The sequence below is a fragment of the Paenibacillus andongensis genome, assembly GCF_025369935.1.
Classification (GTDB): domain Bacteria; phylum Bacillota; class Bacilli; order Paenibacillales; family NBRC-103111; genus Paenibacillus_E; species Paenibacillus_E andongensis.
In genome coordinates, this window is sequence record NZ_CP104467.1 from 6,513,244 (window position 1) to 6,533,098 (window position 19,855).

Here is a 19,855-nt window from a genome sequence, read left to right on the forward strand (position 1 = left end):
AAATGAAGTCAAGAGGTGAAGGACATGAAACGTATCGGCTTTATTGGACTTGGCACAATGGGCAAACCCATGGCTGCTAACCTTATTCAAAAAGGTTTTATGGTAACTGTATATAACCGGACTGCTGAAAAAGCGGACGAGCTCGCCCATCTTGGTGCCGAAGTAGGTTTGAGCCCTGCTGAAGTAGCTCGCAGTTCGGATGTTCTGATTACAATGCTCAGCAATGATGCTTCACTATTAGAAACGTTCTACAGTGAGCAGGGCATTCTGAGTGGCATTCATCCCGCACTCACGATTATAGATTCCAGTACCGTTTCCCCGCAAACAAGTCAAAAGCTGGCTGAGGAGCTCGCGGCACATTTCGTCGACTTCCTTGACGCGCCTGTCACAGGCAGTAAACCAGCTGCCGAAGCAGGCACACTTACTTTCATGGTCGGCGGCAGCCAAGAAGTGTTCGACGAGCATCAAGATGTATTCCTCGCACTTGGTACCAAAGCACTTTACCTCGGGCCGAGTGGCTCCGGTTCGTTCGCCAAGCTTGCCCACAACACGATGGTGGGCATTAATTTAGCCGGCTTAGCCGAAGGCTTATCGATAGCGGTCAAAGCAGGGGTGAATCCTGCTCAATTTTTAGAGATTGTTCGCTCCGGCGGAGCGAACAGCAAGATGGTAGAGCTGAAAGGCGATAAGATTATCGATCGCGATTTCAGCAACCAATTCTCCCTGAAGCTGATGCTGAAGGATTTGCAGCTTGCTCAGGAAATTTCGGGCAAGTTCCAACTGCCGACTCCTATGCTGCAATCGGCTGCCAACTTATTTCAAATTGGCCTAAGTAAAGGCCTGGGTGAAGAAGATTTAAGCTCTGTCATCCAGTGTTATGAAGAATGGATGGGGCAACAGGTCGTTCGACCTAGCGAGCCAGTCGTTGCTGCCGAGAAACCGGTATCGCCGCTTTCTGGCCGCGAACGCCGCCGGAACACGCGCGTGAAGCTGGACATTAGCCTGAAACTGTCCATTTACCAATGGGAGCAGGAAGGTTCCTTCTCCGGCCAAAACATCGACGGCACCCTCTTCGACTTGTCCGAGAGCGGTCTACAGATCACATCTGCCGCCCCGCTTGCGCCGGACATGTTCATCGTCATCCACTTCCCGCAGGAAGCGGAGCTGCCGCCCATCACCGCTCGCGTGATTCGCATCGAATCCGAAGGCCGCAACTTCCGTTATGGCTGCATGCTTTCAGCCTTGCCGCCTTATGTGCGGATTAAGCTGGAGCAGTATATTGAGGATCATATTCAGTATGCACTGTAGGAGATATATTTTCCCCGCCCCTAGCTGTAGGGGAATTCAACCGATGAGATTACATCTACGCTGACGCATGAAGAACATGCCGTCTTTCCCTTTTGGGAGAGGCGGTATTTTTATTTTCCAGGGAGGTTGGACGCAATAGATTTTCATAGAGAACATGAAAATTTTGTTAGCTATCATGAGAAGCGACGGACGGGAGAGCGTCTGCGCCGATTAAAAGATGGACATGGCTATGCTGAAAAACAATTTATGCAGTATATCTGGTGGCCCATCATTGGGCATTTTCGCCATCTTCATCCCGAGTATGAAGTAAGAGATTTTCAAGACAACACAAGGTTCGTTGACTTCGTTTATTTGCGTCCACCGCATCGGATTTGTATCGAGATCGACGGGTATGGTCCACATGCGAGAGATGTTGACCGCACTCGTTTCGGGGATAACCTGATGCGGCAGAATCAGTTGGTTCTGGACGAATGGAAGGTTTTTCGGTTCTCACTCGATGATATCACCCAGCATCCGCGACGCTGCCAACAAGTCGTCCTCAACATCATGGGGAGATGGTATGGTGATCAAACTCCACTTTCTTCACTCACGCATCGGGAAAAAGAAATCGCTAGCCTTGCTGCAATTACCATTGATCCGCTTAAACCGCGTGTAGTAGCTGACCATCTCGGAATCCGTGTTGAACACGCACGAAAGTGGCTTCATAGCCTGCACAGGAAAGGAATAATAATGCCAGTCAGTGGGGAGCAGAGAATTCGCTCGTACATTTTGGATCCAGGAGGGCGGAAATATTTCGTATAGGCTAATTTAGAAGGGGTGACGGCATTGGTGCTCCAGAATAGAAGTCTTTGGAGACTTCTATTTGCACCAATTCACGGTTTTAAGTGAAAATAGAAGCCTCTAGAGACTTCTATTTGTTAAAAAAGTGGCGCCAGATTGGAATATTGGTGTAAATAAGAGCCTTTGGAGGCTTCTATTTTCCTCCGGTGAAGAGAAAATGACTAAATAAGAGTCCCACGGGACTCTTATTTAGGTGCGAGATGAAGAGTTACTAGCGTAGACTGGTGATTATCAAAGATTGTTGAGCATTCAGCAGCTTACTGCTGCCCGGACGCTTTCCTAAGCTCGTCTGCCAAACGGTGAAACTCCACTCTAGCTTCTGCATCCTCTGTGCTCATCCAAGCAGCGAATAAAAAGTTAATAATCTTATTCGCATCATCAGAACTCATCATATCCCCCCCTTTCCTCCTCTATCTGATCAAAACGTGTGTGTTCGCTCCCTTCAATAATTCGAATCAGCTTGACCGCGTACTGCGGATCCGTCGCATAACCTGCCCGCTGCAGCTCCTGGCTTGCGCACCTGTAGTCCCTCTCATTTATCACATTCGCGTTTCTAGGATTGCCAGCAAGCAGCAGCGAATGATCACTGACGCTATCGCACCAACTGTCATAAACACGAAAACCGTTTACAATTTGTATCCACTTGCCGTTTATGAATTCTTTCGTAACTTGCAGCTGCCCGGGAGTTGAGCGACCCCAGCCACTTTCCAGAATAGCCTGCGCGATGGTAACACTAGCTAAAATACCAAACTCCTGCATATCCGCTTGTGCAGCTGGAGCTAATTGATCAATAAAGCTTTCTTTGCTCATAACCCTTCCTCCTTGCCTCGCAGCACTTGAATCATCTGCTTCAAAAAGCTGGGCAGCGGCAGCCCTAATCGCCCATAATTTTCAGTAATTGAAATAAACTCATTCGCCAAATAAAAATAAATCGCGCCCGTCATCATCAAGTCTGTATCCATCAGAGTATCCATGCGATGCGCCAACATAATGACGAGAAGCATTAGTCCTTTGCGGGTAAGGCCCCAGTAGCCAACTTGACTATTAAGGCCATGTTGCTCCTTCATCGAGGCGGCAATGCCCGTTACATAATCGACGAGTATCGCCATGAGAAATAGGCTAAGCAGTTCATTCCACTCGCCAAAGGCATAGGTCGCGAGCGCGCCAAACGTAGCTGAAATCAGGTTAAAAACGATTTGATTCATTCGTTTTTGCTCCTTTCTATGAATGCAATATTTTCTATACTGACAGTTCGCCTTCACTGGCTTAGTCATTACTCCGTTGATGCCCGGCTTTCCAAGTTCCATCCGTCATCAATTCTCTTTGACAAAAGAAACCTCAATTATGAAATTTGTGTTGATGTGTGTACGCCAGCCATAAGAGGTACCGTGCCTTGCGGAGCTGCAGCTGCTCCCGTTAAAGTAACGGTCAGAATCCCCGTGTACAAATCCCCTGAGCGCATCGTTGCGCTGGAATTAATCACCGTTAACCACCTGCCTCCAACGCCTCCCAATGGTAATTTAGCTTGTTCAGCCAGTCCCAGCAGTAATAATTGAGCGGCCAACTGATACTCATTTGCCGACCTCGCAGCAATCTGCCCAACGAATTGTTTCGTAAGGTGGCAAGCATCTCTTGACTCCGACGCACTCTGTACGCTCAAACACTGCCATGAGACGCTAGGTCGACACGTACCGTTGAATCCACGGTATACGCGCCACTGCGAGCCTAAAGCGCGAGCCTAAAGCCGCTTCCGTAAATACGCATATAGCCTTCAGCCAAGCTTCTTGCACAGGCTTTACTTGCCGAAGGATCAGAACAGATTTTATGATGCACCTCCCTGCCGCATCCTTGTCCTGCACAGCAGGCAACGTAGTAATTTGCACTGTGTAGGTTTGCCCGTCCACCTCGATGACACCGTCCACTGGGTTGAGCAGCCTGTTCATAGTACTCCAGATGTAATCTTGCGCCCCCGCCGATGTCGCGCTTCTCACATGTAAGCTCAGCTTGCGCCAGCTACCCGGCGCGTCCAGCTTGAACTCTGCGTTGCCACCAACGTGGGTGAGCCAGATGGCCTCATCAGGGGTCTGCGGAACACTGTCCACGAACATGTCTCTCCCGAGTGTTCCCACACCTTCAAACTGAAGATATAGCGCTAGTTGATTAGCCATGTTAATCATTCACTTTTCTTACCTCCTTTCCGCTTACTACAAATCCTTAAGTGTTGAATGTTGAGTATTGAATATTCACTGTTTTGAATTTCAAAACATTTTTTCTTTTCAAAACACACACTATCTAAAAGTCCTAACTACCACTCGTTTCACTCCTTCCATTCGTCCCCTAATCAGCCCTCTCACAGATCTGCTCAATCTGGACATTATCCCTTCCATCCTTTTCAGCATAATCACCTCCCTCACTACTCTACACAACGATCTTACCACGGTGCCAATCTAACGAACTGCCAACAAGCGGCCAACTTACGGTCACACTCCCTTAGCTCTTTATATGCCTTTAATATACATTTACTTCCCACATCCGATCGCCCTCCTAAGTCCCATACCAACATTGCTCCTTAAGAAAGAATCACCTCTAGCCGCAGCATGTAAGCCAGCTTAGCTATCGCCTTAGCCTTTACCCGGCGATACGTGCGCTCGCTCAAATTCAGCTCATGAAACAGTAAGAAATCGAACAACTTGTCCCTTTGCAAATAACGTTTGCTGATCATTTCCCGTTCAAGTTCATCAAGCAGCAACAATGCCTGCTCTACCTCAGCGCATAATCCAACCAGTTGTTCCTCCGTATCGGACAGGTACACAGCTGCCTGTTCCTTCACCTTGAGCACCTGATTCGAGCCCGAAATCGCTCCTCTCTCTCTCCGCACATACCCGATCAACCGGTACATACGAACCGTTTCGAGTACATCTTCCACCTGCTTGCGCGTTGCCCGACGATCAATTTGTTCTTGCTCTATGTGTAAAATACGTTCCACCATTCTCCGATCATCTCCTAAAATTTGTCGTTTTGAATTTCTAAACAAATCATACGTCTTCTTGTTTAAAAATTCAACACAAAATGTTTTGAAAATCAAAACTTTCTTGCTGAACCCTCTTGTTTTTTGCATCACCAACCCTTTACAATAGAAACAGGTGATGAAGCGATGAAAGATATGGTGCAATTCGGCATTCGAATCCGGCATTTGCGTCAGCAGAACAATTTCTCCCTTAGAGAACTCGGAGAAAGATCCGGTGTCAGTTATTCGTTTATTAACTCCATAGAAAATAACCGCTTCAATCCATCCAGGGAAACGGTTATCGCCTTAGCCGATGCACTTACTAGCTCGGAGAAGGATGATCTTCTACTGCTCGCAGGATTTGCTCCAACGGAAGAAGTGGCGCTAGAAGGACCATTTGGCCCGAGCAGTTCCGCGGAAGTCGATGATCCTGAAGTCAGTTTATTTTTCAAAGATTTCAAAAATGCGCCCAAAGAGCGCAGGGACGAAATGCTTCGCTTCTGGAACTTCATCAAAGAACAGCAGATGACCCGCAATCCGGACAGTTAGCCCTAACTTATCCTTTTACAATAAAGCCAAGCCCTAGCGGGCTTTTCTTTACCTCAATTAAACGAACATATATTCCTATATGGAGGCGTTTGTCCTGTTCACTCACTACCAAACCACCCCTCTGGAACAATGGGTCGAAGCTTTATATCTCCAACATGATATCACAGAGCCAACTCAGCTAAGCATGACTAGTTTGGCTGCTAAACTGAATATTTGGGTTTATGCGATGGATATGAGCAGCATGGCTGTTGAAAATAACGGACAATTCAGCATCAATGTAGACCGGCGATTATCTGCCAAAGAGCAGTGGGAAGACTTCCTTCATGAGCTTTGTCATGTGCTTCGCCATTCCGGCAACCAAATGATCATGCCAGATCGCTATGTCGATTGGCAGGAGCAGGACGCATCGGCCTTCCAGCTTTACGCGGCAATACCTATTTCTATGCTAAAGAAACTGCCGCTGCCCGAGCAAAAGAACGAAATGATTGCCCTTCTCTCCGAAGAATTTCAAGTAACCCATCGGCTTGCAGCAGCGCGCATTGAACAAATTCAACGGCGCGTCCTACAAGGCATTTTGGATCATGAATACCAACTGTTTACACAAAGCCAAGCTAGCAAGTACAATCCAGACAATTGGTCCGATGCCACTCGTCTTATCATGGACAAGCTGGAGCATCTGAAGCAAAAAGGAGCACCCTCTGATGGCTAAGCTGACTGTTTTTTATGACTTCCACGAAGAGCGCATCCAGCCATTTCTCATGGCGCTGCGTTTTCGGCCTCAAGAGCTAGATTGGAACAAGACTTCGATGTATGTGCCATTAACGGCTCCGTTTCAGCAGCTTAAAATGGAAGAAATCCCCGACCTAGAGGCAGGAATAACTGTCTTGCTAGATGACCTTGTCGTCAATCCAAGACACCCCCAATGCATTGGCGTCAGCCTCGCTAGGATTAAGCAGCGACATATGTCGCTTCCACCAGATACGCTACAAAGCATCCTGCAGCTATGGATACGCATGAGTGACATCGAAGAAGTATTGCAGATGGATACCCGCTCTCTCTACCCCTGGACTTCCGATTAAATCAGCCCAAATGATAAATTTAATAAGCGCGGAAAACGCGCCTATTTGCTCGAGCTCTGTGCCTAAAAAAAATCCCATACTCCCATCGAACAATTGTCCGATAGAAGTATGGGATCTGCGGGGATATCTCTTCCCTTAATTACTCATGAATATAAGAGCAAATATAATCACTAACTGTTTTCACTTCGAGCTTGAATTTTGCATTGGCAGGAACAGTGAATTCACCTTGGCCACTAATAGTAATCCATTCGCTGCTGCCTGGAAGCAATACGTTCAACTCTCCAGCTTGGATTTCCATGATTTCTTTCACATCGGTTCCGAATTCGTACTCACCCGGGAGCAAAATGCCGAGTGTTTTTTTGGTGCCATCAGCGAATTGAACGGTGCGGCTAGTTACTTTACCGTCGAAATAAACGTTGGCTTTCGTTAATACAGTTACATTTTCAAAGCTAGACATGGTAATTGGTTCCCCCTCTAAAATAACTAAGAATAAATGCTGAGCCCACGCTAAGGTGGGCTCAAGGTGCTGTTAATTTATTACGACAATAGAGCTTTCACTCTAGCTGCTACGTTCTCTGGGTAGAATCCGTACTCTTTGAGAACCAAATCCCCTGGTGCGGATGCTCCAAATGTAGAGATACCCAGGATGGATCCTTGGTCGCCAACGTAACGTTCCCAACCAAGTGGGTAAGCCATCTCGACAGCTAGACGCTTCTTCACTTCTGGCAGAATGACAGAGTCTTTATATTCTTTGGACTGTTTCTCGAACAGCTCCAAGCTTGGCAAGCTGACGACACGAACGTTAATGCCATCGGCTTCAAGAAGCTTTTGCGCCGCGACAGCCAATTGTACTTCGGAACCTGTTGCCAGAATTTGTGCATCCGGCTTGCCGTTCGCTGCATCGGATACAACGTACCCGCCTTTGCTTAGGTTTTCTTTCGCGCCTTGAACAGTTCCTTCAAGAATCGGCAGGTTTTGACGAGTCAATACGAGAGCAACTGGCCCCTTAGCTTGAGAAATTGCATATCGCCATGCTTCTGATGTTTCGTTCCCATCTGCAGGGCGAATAACGGTGATGCCCGGAATGACGCGAAGCGCTGGCAGTTGTTCAACCGGCTCATGCGTCGGTCCATCTTCACCAACAGCGATACTGTCATGTGTCAGAACGTAGATAACCGGAAGCTGCATAAGTGCTGCCAGACGAATCGATGCACGCAGGTAGTCGGAGAATACGAAGAATGTAGCTCCATAAACTTTAACACCGCCATGCAGAGCCATACCGTTCATCGCTGTACCCATACCGAATTCACGAACACCAAACCATAAATTGCGGCCTGCATAGTTGCTAGCGCTGTAGTTGGATTCGCCTTTGATCATGGTGTTGTTGGAGCTTGCCAGATCCGCGGAGCCACCAATCAATTGCGGCAAATTAGGTGCAATCGCGTTGATTGCATTACCGGAAGCAACACGAGTAGCCATTGGCTTGTCTGATGTGCTGTAAACCGGAAGATCTGCGTCCCAGCCTGCTGGCAATTCATTATTCACAGCCGCGCTGAACTGGTTACCGAGTTCTGGATATGCTTTGATGTAGTCATTCAACAGGTTGCTCCAAGCTTGTTCAGCTGCAGCGCCTTCTTTTTGAATTTCTGCGTAGTGCGCTCTAACTTCGTCCGGAACTAAGAAGTCCGGCTCTTCTGGCCAGCCGTAAGCTTGCTTCGTCAGCTTCACTTCTTCGCCGCCAAGCGGAGAACCGTGAGGTCCAACGTGTCCGCCTTTGCCGCCTTTGTTCGGGCTGCCGAAACCGATTGTCGTTTTCACTTCAATCAAAGTTGGGCGCGTTGTATCAGCTTTCGCTTCAGCAATGGCTTTGGAAATCGCCGCAAGATCATTCTGCTCTTCTACGCGCAGCACTTGCCAACCGTATGCTTCAAAACGCTTCTCAACGTTCTCGGAAAATGCCATATTTAGCTCGCCATCCAGCGAGATATCATTGGAATCGTACAGCATGATTAATTTGCCCAATTTAAGGTGAGCAGCCAAGGAAACCGCTTCAGATGAAACGCCTTCCATCATATCGCCATCACCACAGATTGCGTATGTATAGTGATCGATTACAGGGAAATTCTCTTTATTGTAAGTCTCTCTCAGGTGAGCTTCCGCCATAGCCATACCAACTGCCATACCAATACCTTGTCCAAGTGGACCCGTCGTTGCGTCAACACCTGCTGTATGACCGTATTCCGGATGCCCTGGCGTTTTGCTTCCCCATTGGCGGAAGTTTTTGATCTCTTCCATTGGCAGGTCGTATCCGCAAAGGTGAAGCAGGCTGTATAGCAGCATGGATCCGTGGCCAGCAGAAAGCACAAAGCGGTCACGATTGACCCATTTAGGATTAGATGGATTGTGCTTCATATGCTGCTTCCACAGCACGTAAGCCATTGGAGCAGCCCCCATGACCATACCTGGGTGACCTGATTTGGCTTTCTCAACGGCATCGATACCCAAAGTACGGATCGTGTCGACCGCTAATTGTTCAATTGTTTTGTTTGTTACTGTCATTCGAAAATTCCCTCCTATATTTCTGTATTTTCGTCAATCAATGACTTGTACATACAAGTGACTATTCTCGCTTGCATTATTGTACCATTTGCTTTAAGGCTTTGCCACAATAACTCACTAAAACCTCATCAGTTGTCTCTTACAAAATAGGCTGCATCCAGCAACGGACACAGCCTATGTCTATACTTAGTTAAATACAACTGTCTTATTATTATGCACAATAATTCGATCTTCTACATGCCATGCTACCGCTCTTGCAAGGACGATCCGTTCAATATGTCGACCGATTCTCTTCAAATCTTCGACGTTATCACGGTGGCTTACCCTTTGAACGTCTTGTTCAATAATCGGGCCGCCATCCAATTCATCGGTCACATAATGTGCGGTAGCGCCTATGATTTTCACCCCTCGATTATGCGCTTGCGCATAAGGCTTCCCGCCGACAAAGGCAGGCAAGAAGGAGTGATGGATATTAATAATACGGTTAGCGTAGTGTTTAATAAATGAAGGCGAAACGATCTGCATATAGCGAGCCAATACGATCGCATCCACATTGTCTCCAACGACTTCAAGCTGACGACGCTCGGCTTCTGCCTTCGTATCTGCGGTAACCGGAATATGGTGATAAGGAATTCCGAAAGGCTCGACCAGCGACTGCATGTCCGGATGGTTACTAATGACCATCGCGATATCTGCGTTGAGATCTCCTGCACGCCAGTGCCAAAGCAGTTCAAGTAAAGCATGATCTTCCTTCGATACGAAAATAGCGATGCGCTTCTTGTGGCTGGCAAGAGAAAGGCTCCAATCCATGGAGAACTTGTCCGCAACGACAGAGAAATCCTTTCTCAACTGGTCAACCCGACTCCCAAGCTCCGTTAAATCGAACTCGATCCGGATGAAAAACATGCCGCCTTCAGGATCCATTGTGTATTGATCGGATTGTACGATATTCGCACCATATTCAAACAAAAATTGCGAGACCGCCGCGACGATTCCCGGCTGATCCGGACAAGAGATCAGCATTCTCGCCCTATTCTCCATTACGCTCTCCTTGCGTAATAAGTTATTCGTACTTCCCTGTTCCATGTTAATCCCCCTAATAGCTTTAACTTTCTGTAAGAAAGTTTTCTTTTTAATTTGCTGTCATTCTATTAAGCCTTCTTGAGTATATCTTTACCTGCGAGCCAAACGATCAATCGTTGATTAATCTGCTCCTCGCTAAGATCAGAGAAAAGATTCTCTTCGTGTAGAATATCATACAATCGCTCCAGCGGCTCACGTCCGTCCGCTTTCTTGGCTTTGGCATCATTTTTCAACAATTCCCAAGTATTCAGAACGAAATCACGGTGATGAATCTCTTTTTTGGCTAACAAAAAGTCAATTCGCTCTACATGATCCAAGAATTCGCTGCCAAAACGTCCATTAAGGTTACCGGACAACAGCGCTATTTCTGCTTCGTACATCGGCCGCTGTGATTTGTCTTCTTTACCGATCCAAGGAGTCTCAAGAATCATAGGCAAATGCTGCAGCTTCTCATGGTTGGCAACATTATTCATAGCCTCAAAACCAATCCAACCTGAGCCAAGAGGCGCATGACGGTCCTTGCTGGCTCCGCGAGGATTTTTACTATCATTCAAGTGAATAACACCAAGCTTTTCTAGACCGATTACTTTGTCGAAATGATGCAGAACGCCGTCAAGGTCGTTCACAATATCATACCCAGCGTCATGAATATGGCAAGTGTCCAAACAAACGGATAATTTGTTGTTGAACTCTACTTGTTCCATAATTTCAGCTAATTCCTCAAAGCTGCGGCCAATCTCCGTCCCTTTGCCAGCCATTGTTTCCAGCGCGATGTTCACATTCGTATCTTTAACTCCTGCAAGTACTTCGTTCAGACCTTCCGCGATTCTGGCAATGCCATACTCCGCATCTTTGTCTGTGTAAGCCCCAGGATGAAGAACGATATTGCGAACGCCAATATAGTCTGTCCGACGAATTTCTTCCTGAAGGAAACGTACAGCTAGCTCAAAGGTATCGTCTTTATAAGAACCTAGATTAATAATGTAGGGAGCATGTACAACGATTTCGTTCATCGCATGCTTCTCCATCACAGCCTTACCTTCTTCGATAAATTGCTCTTCAATCGGTTTGCGGCGCGTATTTTGCGGGGCACCTGTGTATATCATAAATGTGGAAGAACCGTATGTGACTGCCTCTTCTGCTGCATTTAACAAGCCTTTATCTGAGAACGAAACGTGCGAGCCAATTTTGGGCATAATCGATAACTCCTTTGTGTGTGTCTACTACGCAACAACTTAGGTATGGAAGACCAAAGTAGCTACGTCTACTACCTTTCTATTTTACTAGGATTGTCGCAAGAAATCTAGAAATAAGGTATAATTCTTATGAGTTATTGATGCAGGCTAGTGAGGTGACAAATAAATGGCAAATGATTTTTTCATGTGGTTCATCATTTTCTGGGTATGTGTCCTGCTTTTGTTCATGTCCATTGGCGGTTATTTCATGTTCCGGAAGTTCCTTAAGGTGCTGCCCAAGGAAGATGGCAAATCGAAGCTGGATTGGCAAAATCATTATGTGGATAGTTCGCGGCACTTATGGACTGAGGACTCCAAAGCATTTCTTGATCAATTGGTATCACCTGTTCCGACAGCCTTTAGAGATATTGCCAAACATTCCATCGCAGCTCGTATTGGACAGGTTGCTTTAGAGGCGCAAGCAAATGAAGTAACACGTGACCACTGTATTCAGGGTTACATTCTTGCAACACCGCGGCGAGACTATAAGAGCTTGACTAGCTTTCTCGAAAAGCAGGAGATTGACTATAGTGCGCATAAGCATTTGCTGCAATAATTAAAAAAAGCCATTCCGCTTTATTAAGTAAGAGGAAGGCTTTTTTTACATGTATTTTGAAAACGCTTACCATTATGACCAAAAAAAACCGTCTTACACCACCCTAAGGCTAGATAGACAAGGGCAAGGCAAAATCGGAATAGCACTTATGGGGACTGCTTATAATTTCTATACTTAACCTGTTCTCTTCCGTGGATGCACACGTTTTGCAGAGACATAGTGGAATCGTTGTATGATAGAAGCCCGTCTTAAATATTTGATCTGAATTACTTCTACCTATAATTGAACTACATTGAATACAATATACGATATCCGAATTCATGATATTCCTCCCCCTTGCGTGCTCAAAATGTCGTATGTTGTTACATTCTGTATATATCTTGATTATAAGATACGTTTTGTAACATTGCAAGGGGGTGAATTCATTTTTTCGTGTATGGATACAGAAATTATGTATTCGCATATTTTTATTCGACATTCATTGGTTTTTATACTAACCTTATGAGAGCAACAAACGGATTAGCACAAGCAGAGCGGCTTTATTTCTCCCTCAACAAATCAAATCAACTGTATTTACAGCTGAAGAAGGTTCTGAGGTGTAGCTTTTAGAAAGCTTAACGTATTCCGTATTCTGTGTGACCGCAAGTTGATTGATGGCATAGAGCATTTCAGAATCCACATGATCCTCAGATTGAATAGCTGCTTTATAGATGTATTCATTATCGTTATTACTTTCTAGTTCTATGCTGCCATTCACTTGAAATGATTGACCGAAAATCGTAAATTCAAAACCGTAGGTGACTTGATGGCTGGTTGGTAAACATAGGGGACTAGCAAATGTGAATTGGGACTTTTCAAGTGCTGTAATTTCGATTAGTGCATATTTACTATTAATGAGTTGATTTCGAATTCGAATAATATTCAACTTTCCATCAAGTGGTACGACTAATGATAATTTACTTTTTCTCTCCAACGCCAATTGCCTCATCCCTCCTTTTTGTTACATCTTGTATCTAGTCAATGAATCTCTGCTTTGTTATAATAGTTGTCTGTATATAGCCGGAAACACAGTGGTAATAATGTTAAAGAATAATTAAACAGTGAGGAATGATCACGCTGAAATATGGAGATCGCATTGCCCTTTTACGCGAAAAAAGAGGATTAACGCAAGAAGAACTTTCCAATAAAATTGGCATATCTAGAGCAGCCCTTTCTCACTACGAAACCAATCGACGTGAACCGGACTATGAAACGATTAACAAGATCGCCAATTTTTTTAATGTTACTGTTGATTATTTGCTTGGCCGGACTGACCAGCCGCAAACGGTTCTTGATCATGATGTTAGAGAGTTCGTCGAGCATCTCGATTTAACGGATGAGAGCATTTTGAAAAAGTTTTCATTAACCGTGGATGGTCGAGTTCTGACCCCAGAGGAAGCAAAACGATTCATCGCTTTTGTAAGAGCTGAGCGTTCCTTGGAGTAGATTGTGAGGAAGACATCATAACTTGATCCTGAAACTTCTGCTGGTCGATCCCTAACTGCTGAAGAACATGATGAATTTCCACTAAAATCTTTTCTTCTTGTTTCATAAGAAACTCCACTCCCAACGCTCAGCTATTAACTTTAAAAAAGAGTTAAAATTGTAGTAATCACCCTGATACAATATGTATCTAACCTAAATCACTGCTTTCACCAATCGTCAACTTAGATTGATTTTCTATTCCTTCACGCCAATGTACTTTAAAGTCACTGATGGAGCCGATTGATTGAATAAGTCTCTGAGGACCGAAACGTTTTTCGTTCTTAGGTAATAATGATAGCCGTATGTTTTTCGAAGTGTGTGTGTACCTATGTCGTTTAGTCCAACTTGCTTGGCCGCTTCATTTAAAATACGGTAAACACGGATTCTTTTGATCGGATTCCCCGTTCGTTGGGATGGAAATAAATAAGCATCACCATCCATATATTGGATATATTCTTCAATATAAGTTTTAAGCTGTGGAGAAAGTTGAAACGTCTTTGCTTTACCCGTTTTTTCTTCCTTGATGCTGACTACACTCCGATCCTTCACATCGCTCACTTTCAAAGACAATAGATCGCTCAGATGAAGCCCTGAATTAATCCCAATAGTGAAAAGAAGCCAGTCCCGAATCGATTGTTCTTTCAATACGGCCTGTATCTGTTCGATTTTCTCTTGTTCTCTAATCGGTTGAACAACCTGCATGAGTTGCACCTCGCATGATTTTAATCAGTTCCATTTGTATGTTACGAATTGTATCTTATAACAGCTGGAAAACTCTTAATTTTGCTCTATCATTCCTCCTATCTATATTATGTTACATATTGTATCATAAAATAAAAGAATGATCTATGCCTTTTATAGTTCTCAAAACCTAATATTTGCTGTATAATTCTTAATAAAGAACGATTGCATGCAATAACTTATGGGGAAGGGAGGTTATGTACATTGTTAAAAATCATCAGAATATCTTGTTTGATTTTACTCTTTAGTGCAATCATGTTCCCTGCTTATGCTTCCGCCTCAGGTAATGAATCAGGAGGTTCTCAGAAAAACAGCATTATTTCTAAGTTTATTTCAATTTTTACAAGTAATACAGGAAAAAGTAATAACAACAATAACAGCAATAATAATAACAATCACAACAACAACAACAACAACAACAACAACAATCACTGGAACGACAAAGACTGGGATGATATCAAATGGGATGATATTGATTGTAAAGATTCGTTTGATATTTGGAAAAAATGGTTTTGCTATTGATGACTACACACTCCGTTGGCTTTGGCTAACGGAGTTTTATGTGTTTATGGCCTTCGTTTCCAGGACAAACACCGTAATTTCTGGTCGACAATTGAACCGAATTGGAAATAACGTTGTACCTATTCCGCGATTTGTATAAACGTGGAACTCGCTTCCTTCAAAGGCGTACAAGCCAATAGGGTACTTTTGTCCTAGGTCCGGCGTGAATATACTCCCATACAATGGAATCCTAATCTGTCCGCCATGGCTGTGACCAGAGAGCTGCAAATCGACTTGGCTTGCCAGTGACGTATCTGCGAAGTCTGGCTCATGCGCAAGCAGCAGCACGAAATCGTCCTTCTTTACACCTTTCAAGGCTAAAGGCAAATCCGGTTTACCATAGAACATTTCGTCTATTCCGACCACCTGTATGCGTCCATTTCCACGTTTAATAGATCGGCTTTCGTTAACTAAGACGGTAAAGCCGGATCGCTCGAGTACATCCTTTACTCGATTGGCATCCAGTCGCATATCATGATTGCCGAGCACTGCAAATTTACCCATTTCTGCTCGGAGCCGCAATAGGATCGGAATCACCTCATCACTCACTTCACCGTACTTGGAATCAAATAAATCACCTGTAAAGCAGATGATGTCAGGTTTTTGCCGCTGCAGCAGATCAACTACTTTGTTCATCTGTTCCAGACTATAATACTTGCCGATATGCGTATCACTGAATTGAACAATACGCACGCCCTCAAATGATGCAGGATAACGACGGTACGCCAGACGAACCGTTGTCGACTGGATCCAATACCTCTCTCCGAAGATGCCGTATAATCCGCTAACTCCAATTAATAGGGCTAAGGATTCCATCGCAAACAGACTTTTTTTAAGAAACGTCCTGCGATTTATGCGAATATTCTTCACTTTCTGTACCCTCCCCTCTCCTATTTTTCGAGCCTATTTCTAATCATTTGCGCGTTTTTTGTCGAGGGGACCCAATTAAATGGTGATACAATTTGTATAATTTTAATGTGTTCGGGATTGATTTCACGGAAAAAACGTGCGATAATAAATAAACGGATACACTTTGTATCGCGATAGATGATTTGGAGGGGTCTTTTGTGAATCGGATTAATCAAGTAGATACCGAAGAATTTGATGTGGAGTGGGTCAATCTTATTATGAGCGCACGTAAGATGGGTCTTACGATGGAAGATATCCGCGCATTCCTAAGAAGCCCCTTCCAACCCACGATAAATTCACTTTCAACAGAAAATGATCGTTTCATGTCCTCGAAAGGATTCATCACACAATCTTCATAGAACTAAATAGAACTATTCGTCGTTTGGACGTTTCATTCTCCATTTATTGAAATCCAGAAACTCCCGAAACTGCTGCTTGTCAACCCCAGAAGTCATGGCTTCCTTAATGATCTCATACCATTCCGGATCGAGCTCACGGTCATTAGCAGCCATCTCTTCTTGGTCATCAATTAGCCTATCGACGGGTACTTTCAGAACAGCTGCAATTTTCTCAAGAAACTGAATCGAAGGATTCTTCTGAATATCCCGCTCCAAGCTGCTAATATAAGACTTAGCAACCCCAGCACGTTCTGCCAGTTCTGTAAGAGACAGACCCTTCTCTTTCCTCAATTGTTGAACACGTTTTCCAATCATTTTCGGATCTTCCCTTATTATAAGTTATGTTGCTTTTGATGTTATTATATCAGAATTTCTTCTAACGAACAAACTTGTATCTTATAAAGAACAAAAAAGCCCCAAGAGGGGCTATTTTAAGTAGTATGAACATAATCAATAGAGTCCACCATAACAATGGTTTCATGTTATTTAATTTTATCATTGTTCCACTTCATAAACTCAATTAAAATTTTAAATTCATGAATCCGTTCCTTATCAATGCCTGACTGCTTCAAATCGGATATAAAATCCATCCACTCTTGATCAAGCTGTTGGTTAGTTTCCGCATCAGCGGCAATTTTTAATAGCGTTTTCAAGTCTACTTTTAAAACCAGCGCTATTTTTTCCATGACATGAATAGAAGGGTTCTGTTTTAAATTTCTTTCAATGTTACTTAAATAAGACTTGGAAATACCGGTCCGCTCTGAAAGCTCGGACAACGTATACCCCCTTTGCTTACGGATACTTGAAATGTTTTGACCGATCATGGTTATCATCACTCCACGGTGACACTTTTGGGTAGATTTATTTGTTCGAGGTTCCCTTTTATCAGGATTTCATTCGCGCCTTGTTTTCCGATATAACGGACATTTACACTCATGATTATTCCCCCTAAGATTAGATAATTACCTTGAACGGCATTGTTTGCATAATCGTTTTCTTGATACTAGTGATTACCCGTTGTTGTTCATCTTCCATCAATTGTGACCCCGACGGCAAGCATACCCCTGTTTGAAACAATCGTTCCGACACACTTTCGTTCTTGCTATGCGGATAGTACCGAGTTCCATCAAAAATCGGCTGCAGATGAAGCGGCTTCCAGACTGGACGGGCTTCGATGTTTAGCTCTGTCAATGCTTCTAACACTTGCTTTGCAGTTACCCCGGCTTCTTTCTCCTCTACCGTTAGTACGGTGAGCCACCGATTCGAGCGCGTATTTGCTAGTTCCGGCATGAATTCAATGCCTGGCAAATGGGACAAGGCTTCATCATAGCGGTTAAATACCGCTCTTCTGGCATTGACTCGCTCATCCAACACCTCAAGCTGTGCTCTGCCAATTCCAGCCAATACATTGCTCATTCGATAATTGAATCCCACTTGACTATGTTGGTAATGAACGGCTTGATCCCGTGCTTGTGTAGCGAGGAAACGAGCTTGCTTTAATCCCTCTACATCATCGGAAACCAGCATTCCTCCGCCTGAGGTGGAGATGATCTTATTCCCATTGAAGGAATAAACACCATATCTTCCGAAAGTCCCACTTGCCCTTCCTTTATACGTAGAACCCAGCGATTCCGCTGCGTCCTCAATAATAGGAACATCGTAGGATTCACATAACGACATGATTTCATCCATTTTAGCGCTTTGGCCATACAGATTCACAACAATAACAGCTTTAGGCAATTTCCCCTCTAGAGCAGCATCTTGCAAAGCGATTTCCAATGCCCTAGGTGACATATTCCATGTCTCGGGCTCAGAATCAATAAATACCGGCCTCGCTCCACAATAAACAATCGGATTGGCGCTAGCCACGAAGGTGAGACTTGAGCAGAAAACGCTGTCCCCTTCTTTGACACCTATCAGTCGCAAGGCCAGATGGATTGCCGCGGTTCCTGAACTGACGGCAGCTGCGGCATTAGATCTGACATAAGAAGCAAGTTCTTTCTCGAATGCATCTACATGCGGGCCTAGAGGAGCGATCCAATTCGTATCGAAAGCATCCTGGATGTAGTTCATTTCATTCCCGCTCATGTGCGGAGGGGAAAGATAAATTCTTTTGTTATGTGTAGTCATTGCCGCCTTCACAGCCTTTCCAGAGGTTAATAAAACAAAAAAAACGCCATTCGGCGCCTCAAAGATATACGCCCCTCGCTATCCTTCAAGCATGGGCTCGTTTATCAACTAAACAAACATGGCTTTTGCTATCAATCTCGCAGGAGTCCCAACAGCTGATCTATACGAAGGGACATCACTGATAACTGTGGCACCGGCTCCTATAACCGCCCACTCGCCAACCTTTTTCCCGGGGATGATGGTCGCTCCCGCACCTATCATAGCTCCTGTTTCCGCGATAACGGAGCCAGTTAACGTGGCTTTCGGCGCAACGTGGACATAATCCCCAAGTTGATTATCGTGCTCAACGATCGCGCCTGAATTAATAATGACATGATCGCCTATCACCGCTTCGGCATTGACAATTGTCCCCGCCATGACAACCGTCCCATCCCCTATAGAAGCACTCGGGCTGATAACGGCTGTATCATGTATGAGTGAAATGTAGTTTTCCTTGGATAAGCCTAGCTTCGATACAATCAACTTACGAACTTCGTTATTCCCTATCGCGATAATAAATTTAAGATGATTCATTCGGTTCATTAGATCGTGTGCAGAAGAAATTGGTCCTATGTATATGTCATTGGTTACAGTTAGTTCATCGTACTTATCGTCCAAAATGGCTATGATCTTGTAGTCACGCTTAGAATGAATTAACTCCCTTATCACTTTACCGTGACCGCCTTCACCAATAACAACAAGATCCATCATGCCTCACCTCTTTCATGAGAGATTTGAGCCGGAAAATTTCTCCATGGTCACATGATTTCCATGGCTGATCCCGTCCGACTTGACTACTTTAACAAAAGTTAAGGCTAGAATTTTGACATCCAGGAGGAAGCTTTGATTTTCAACGTACCAGACATCTAGCTTAAATTTATCTTCCCATGAGATTTTATTCCTGCCATTGACTTGAGCCCATCCGGTAATTCCGGGTCGAACTTGATGCCGTTTCGCCTGTTCTTCGGTGTATAGGGGCAGATAATCCATCAACAAGGGCCTTGGCCCGACTAAACTTAAGTCTCCCTGGATGACATTTACTAATTGCAACAATTCATCTAGACTATATTTTCTAAGAAACATGCCAAATGGGGTTAGTCTTATCGAATCGGGTAATAAATTCCCTTCATGATCTCTCGCTTCCGTCATGGTCCTGAATTTATAAAGATTAATCGGTTTCCCGTATAAGCCCGGTCTTTGCTGCTTAAATATGACGGGAGATCCCAACTTTAGCCTAACCAGTATGGCAACGATCCCGATAATCGGAAGAAATAGGACAAATAGTGGCACGGATACCAACAAGTCACAAAATCGTTTCATGAATGATCTACTCCTAC

Annotated in this window: 27 protein-coding genes; 9 read left to right on the top strand and 18 right to left on the bottom strand. The window is 44.5% G+C overall.

What is annotated here, in order from left to right; genetic code table 11:
* Positions 1-24 precede the first annotated feature (24 nt).
* Complete coding sequence (locus NYR53_RS29090) at positions 25-1,308, top strand: NAD(P)-binding domain-containing protein (protein ID WP_367618588.1); 1,284 nt, start codon at positions 25-27, stop codon at positions 1,306-1,308.
* A 126-nt stretch (positions 1,309-1,434) separates the two neighbouring features.
* Positions 1,435-2,109: a DNA-binding response regulator gene (locus NYR53_RS29100; protein ID WP_261302543.1), complete on the top strand. Its 675-nt coding sequence runs from the start codon at positions 1,435-1,437 to the stop codon at positions 2,107-2,109.
* Positions 2,110-2,405: 296 nt separating this feature from the next.
* Here NYR53_RS29100 and NYR53_RS29105 read toward each other — a convergent pair whose 3' ends face one another.
* The 6 genes from NYR53_RS29105 to NYR53_RS29130 form a co-directional block, all read right to left on the bottom strand.
* Entirely contained in the window at positions 2,406-2,540 is a 135-nt protein-coding gene (locus tag NYR53_RS29105; RefSeq protein WP_261302544.1) for an N-acetylmuramoyl-L-alanine amidase, read from the bottom strand.
* The gene (locus tag NYR53_RS29110; RefSeq protein WP_261302545.1) at positions 2,527-2,958 is read right to left on the bottom strand and encodes a glycoside hydrolase family 73 protein; all 432 of its coding nucleotides are present in this window, start codon (positions 2,956-2,958) and stop codon (positions 2,527-2,529) included. The genes NYR53_RS29105 and NYR53_RS29110 overlap by 14 nt, the downstream gene beginning before the upstream one ends.
* Positions 2,955-3,353 carry a phage holin family protein gene (locus NYR53_RS29115; protein ID WP_261302546.1) on the bottom strand — a complete coding sequence of 133 codons (399 nt, stop codon included), beginning with the start codon at positions 3,351-3,353 and terminating at the stop codon, positions 2,955-2,957. Before NYR53_RS29115 ends, NYR53_RS29110 begins: the two co-directional genes overlap by 4 nt.
* A 137-nt stretch (positions 3,354-3,490) precedes the next feature.
* On the bottom strand, positions 3,491-3,808 hold the full coding sequence (locus NYR53_RS29120) for a hypothetical protein (protein WP_261302547.1): 318 nt from the start codon (positions 3,806-3,808) through the stop codon (positions 3,491-3,493).
* 16 nt (positions 3,809-3,824) lie between these two features.
* Positions 3,825-4,325 (bottom strand): minor capsid protein, encoded by a 501-nt coding sequence (locus tag NYR53_RS29125; protein WP_367618589.1) that lies wholly within the window; start codon positions 4,323-4,325, stop codon positions 3,825-3,827.
* Positions 4,326-4,717: 392 nt separating this feature from the next.
* Complete coding sequence (locus tag NYR53_RS29130) at positions 4,718-5,137, bottom strand: ArpU family phage packaging/lysis transcriptional regulator (protein WP_261302548.1); 420 nt, start codon at positions 5,135-5,137, stop codon at positions 4,718-4,720.
* A gap of 165 nt (positions 5,138-5,302) precedes the next feature.
* Here NYR53_RS29130 and NYR53_RS29135 point away from each other — a divergent pair, with 165 nt between their 5' ends.
* The 3 genes from NYR53_RS29135 to NYR53_RS29145 all read left to right on the top strand — a co-directional run bounded on the left by NYR53_RS29135 (position 5,303) and on the right by NYR53_RS29145 (position 6,783).
* The gene (locus NYR53_RS29135; protein WP_261302549.1) at positions 5,303-5,704 is read left to right on the top strand and encodes a helix-turn-helix transcriptional regulator; all 402 of its coding nucleotides are present in this window, start codon (positions 5,303-5,305) and stop codon (positions 5,702-5,704) included.
* A 79-nt stretch (positions 5,705-5,783) separates the two neighbouring features.
* Positions 5,784-6,413 (top strand): ImmA/IrrE family metallo-endopeptidase, encoded by a 630-nt coding sequence (locus NYR53_RS29140; RefSeq protein WP_261302550.1) that lies wholly within the window; start codon positions 5,784-5,786, stop codon positions 6,411-6,413.
* Positions 6,406-6,783 carry a hypothetical protein gene (locus tag NYR53_RS29145; RefSeq protein ID WP_261302551.1) on the top strand — a complete coding sequence of 126 codons (378 nt, stop codon included), beginning with the start codon at positions 6,406-6,408 and terminating at the stop codon, positions 6,781-6,783. Before NYR53_RS29140 ends, NYR53_RS29145 begins: the two co-directional genes overlap by 8 nt.
* 139 nt (positions 6,784-6,922) lie before the next feature.
* On the opposite strand, the gene ppnP is transcribed toward NYR53_RS29145, so the two are convergent.
* From ppnP to NYR53_RS29165, 4 genes are all read right to left on the bottom strand, one after another.
* Entirely contained in the window at positions 6,923-7,240 is a 318-nt protein-coding gene (gene ppnP / locus NYR53_RS29150; protein WP_029199427.1) for a pyrimidine/purine nucleoside phosphorylase, read from the bottom strand.
* Between the two features lie 80 nt (positions 7,241-7,320).
* Positions 7,321-9,342: a transketolase gene (gene tkt / locus NYR53_RS29155; protein WP_261302552.1), complete on the bottom strand. Its 2,022-nt coding sequence runs from the start codon at positions 9,340-9,342 to the stop codon at positions 7,321-7,323.
* A 186-nt stretch (positions 9,343-9,528) separates the two neighbouring features.
* On the bottom strand, positions 9,529-10,428 hold the full coding sequence (purU, locus tag NYR53_RS29160) for a formyltetrahydrofolate deformylase (protein ID WP_261302553.1): 900 nt from the start codon (positions 10,426-10,428) through the stop codon (positions 9,529-9,531).
* A 65-nt stretch (positions 10,429-10,493) separates the two neighbouring features.
* Positions 10,494-11,621: a deoxyribonuclease IV gene (locus tag NYR53_RS29165; protein WP_261302554.1), complete on the bottom strand. Its 1,128-nt coding sequence runs from the start codon at positions 11,619-11,621 to the stop codon at positions 10,494-10,496.
* Between the two features lie 166 nt (positions 11,622-11,787).
* On the opposite strand from NYR53_RS29165, the gene NYR53_RS29170 reads away from it, so the two are divergent.
* Positions 11,788-12,216: a DUF2621 domain-containing protein gene (locus NYR53_RS29170; protein ID WP_261302555.1), complete on the top strand. Its 429-nt coding sequence runs from the start codon at positions 11,788-11,790 to the stop codon at positions 12,214-12,216.
* A 550-nt stretch (positions 12,217-12,766) separates the two neighbouring features.
* Here the strand turns inward: NYR53_RS29170 and NYR53_RS29175 are convergent.
* Positions 12,767-13,195: a hypothetical protein gene (locus NYR53_RS29175; RefSeq protein ID WP_261302556.1), complete on the bottom strand. Its 429-nt coding sequence runs from the start codon at positions 13,193-13,195 to the stop codon at positions 12,767-12,769.
* 137 nt (positions 13,196-13,332) lie between these two features.
* Between NYR53_RS29175 and NYR53_RS29180 the strand changes: the two genes are divergently transcribed.
* Positions 13,333-13,701 carry a helix-turn-helix domain-containing protein gene (locus tag NYR53_RS29180; RefSeq protein ID WP_029196339.1) on the top strand — a complete coding sequence of 123 codons (369 nt, stop codon included), beginning with the start codon at positions 13,333-13,335 and terminating at the stop codon, positions 13,699-13,701.
* Positions 13,702-13,935: 234 nt separating this feature from the next.
* Here NYR53_RS29180 and NYR53_RS29185 read toward each other — a convergent pair whose 3' ends face one another.
* Positions 13,936-14,442: a tyrosine-type recombinase/integrase gene (locus NYR53_RS29185; protein WP_261302557.1), complete on the bottom strand. Its 507-nt coding sequence runs from the start codon at positions 14,440-14,442 to the stop codon at positions 13,936-13,938.
* Positions 14,443-14,685: 243 nt separating this feature from the next.
* On the opposite strand from NYR53_RS29185, the gene NYR53_RS29190 reads away from it, so the two are divergent.
* On the top strand, positions 14,686-15,003 hold the full coding sequence (locus NYR53_RS29190; RefSeq protein ID WP_261302558.1) for a hypothetical protein: 318 nt from the start codon (positions 14,686-14,688) through the stop codon (positions 15,001-15,003).
* Between the two features lie 36 nt (positions 15,004-15,039).
* Here NYR53_RS29190 and NYR53_RS29195 read toward each other — a convergent pair whose 3' ends face one another.
* A complete protein-coding gene (locus tag NYR53_RS29195; RefSeq protein WP_261302559.1) occupies positions 15,040-15,912 on the bottom strand; it encodes a metallophosphoesterase in 873 nt (290 codons plus the stop codon).
* A gap of 197 nt (positions 15,913-16,109) precedes the next feature.
* On the opposite strand from NYR53_RS29195, the gene NYR53_RS29200 reads away from it, so the two are divergent.
* Positions 16,110-16,310, top strand: a complete 201-nt coding sequence (locus NYR53_RS29200; RefSeq protein WP_261302560.1) for an anti-repressor SinI family protein — start codon at positions 16,110-16,112, stop codon at positions 16,308-16,310.
* 12 nt (positions 16,311-16,322) lie between these two features.
* Here the strand turns inward: NYR53_RS29200 and NYR53_RS29205 are convergent, their stop codons facing one another.
* From NYR53_RS29205 to NYR53_RS29225, 5 genes are all read right to left on the bottom strand, one after another.
* Complete coding sequence (locus NYR53_RS29205; RefSeq protein WP_261302561.1) at positions 16,323-16,664, bottom strand: helix-turn-helix domain-containing protein; 342 nt, start codon at positions 16,662-16,664, stop codon at positions 16,323-16,325.
* A gap of 167 nt (positions 16,665-16,831) precedes the next feature.
* A complete protein-coding gene (locus tag NYR53_RS29210) occupies positions 16,832-17,182 on the bottom strand; it encodes a helix-turn-helix domain-containing protein (protein ID WP_367618680.1) in 351 nt (116 codons plus the stop codon).
* 121 nt (positions 17,183-17,303) lie between these two features.
* The gene (locus NYR53_RS29215; protein WP_261302563.1) at positions 17,304-18,479 is read right to left on the bottom strand and encodes a DegT/DnrJ/EryC1/StrS family aminotransferase; all 1,176 of its coding nucleotides are present in this window, start codon (positions 18,477-18,479) and stop codon (positions 17,304-17,306) included.
* Between the two features lie 108 nt (positions 18,480-18,587).
* The gene (locus tag NYR53_RS29220) at positions 18,588-19,226 is read right to left on the bottom strand and encodes an acetyltransferase (RefSeq protein ID WP_261306565.1); all 639 of its coding nucleotides are present in this window, start codon (positions 19,224-19,226) and stop codon (positions 18,588-18,590) included.
* A gap of 15 nt (positions 19,227-19,241) precedes the next feature.
* A complete protein-coding gene (locus NYR53_RS29225; protein WP_261302564.1) occupies positions 19,242-19,838 on the bottom strand; it encodes a sugar transferase in 597 nt (198 codons plus the stop codon).
* Between the last annotated feature and the right edge of the window lie 17 nt (positions 19,839-19,855).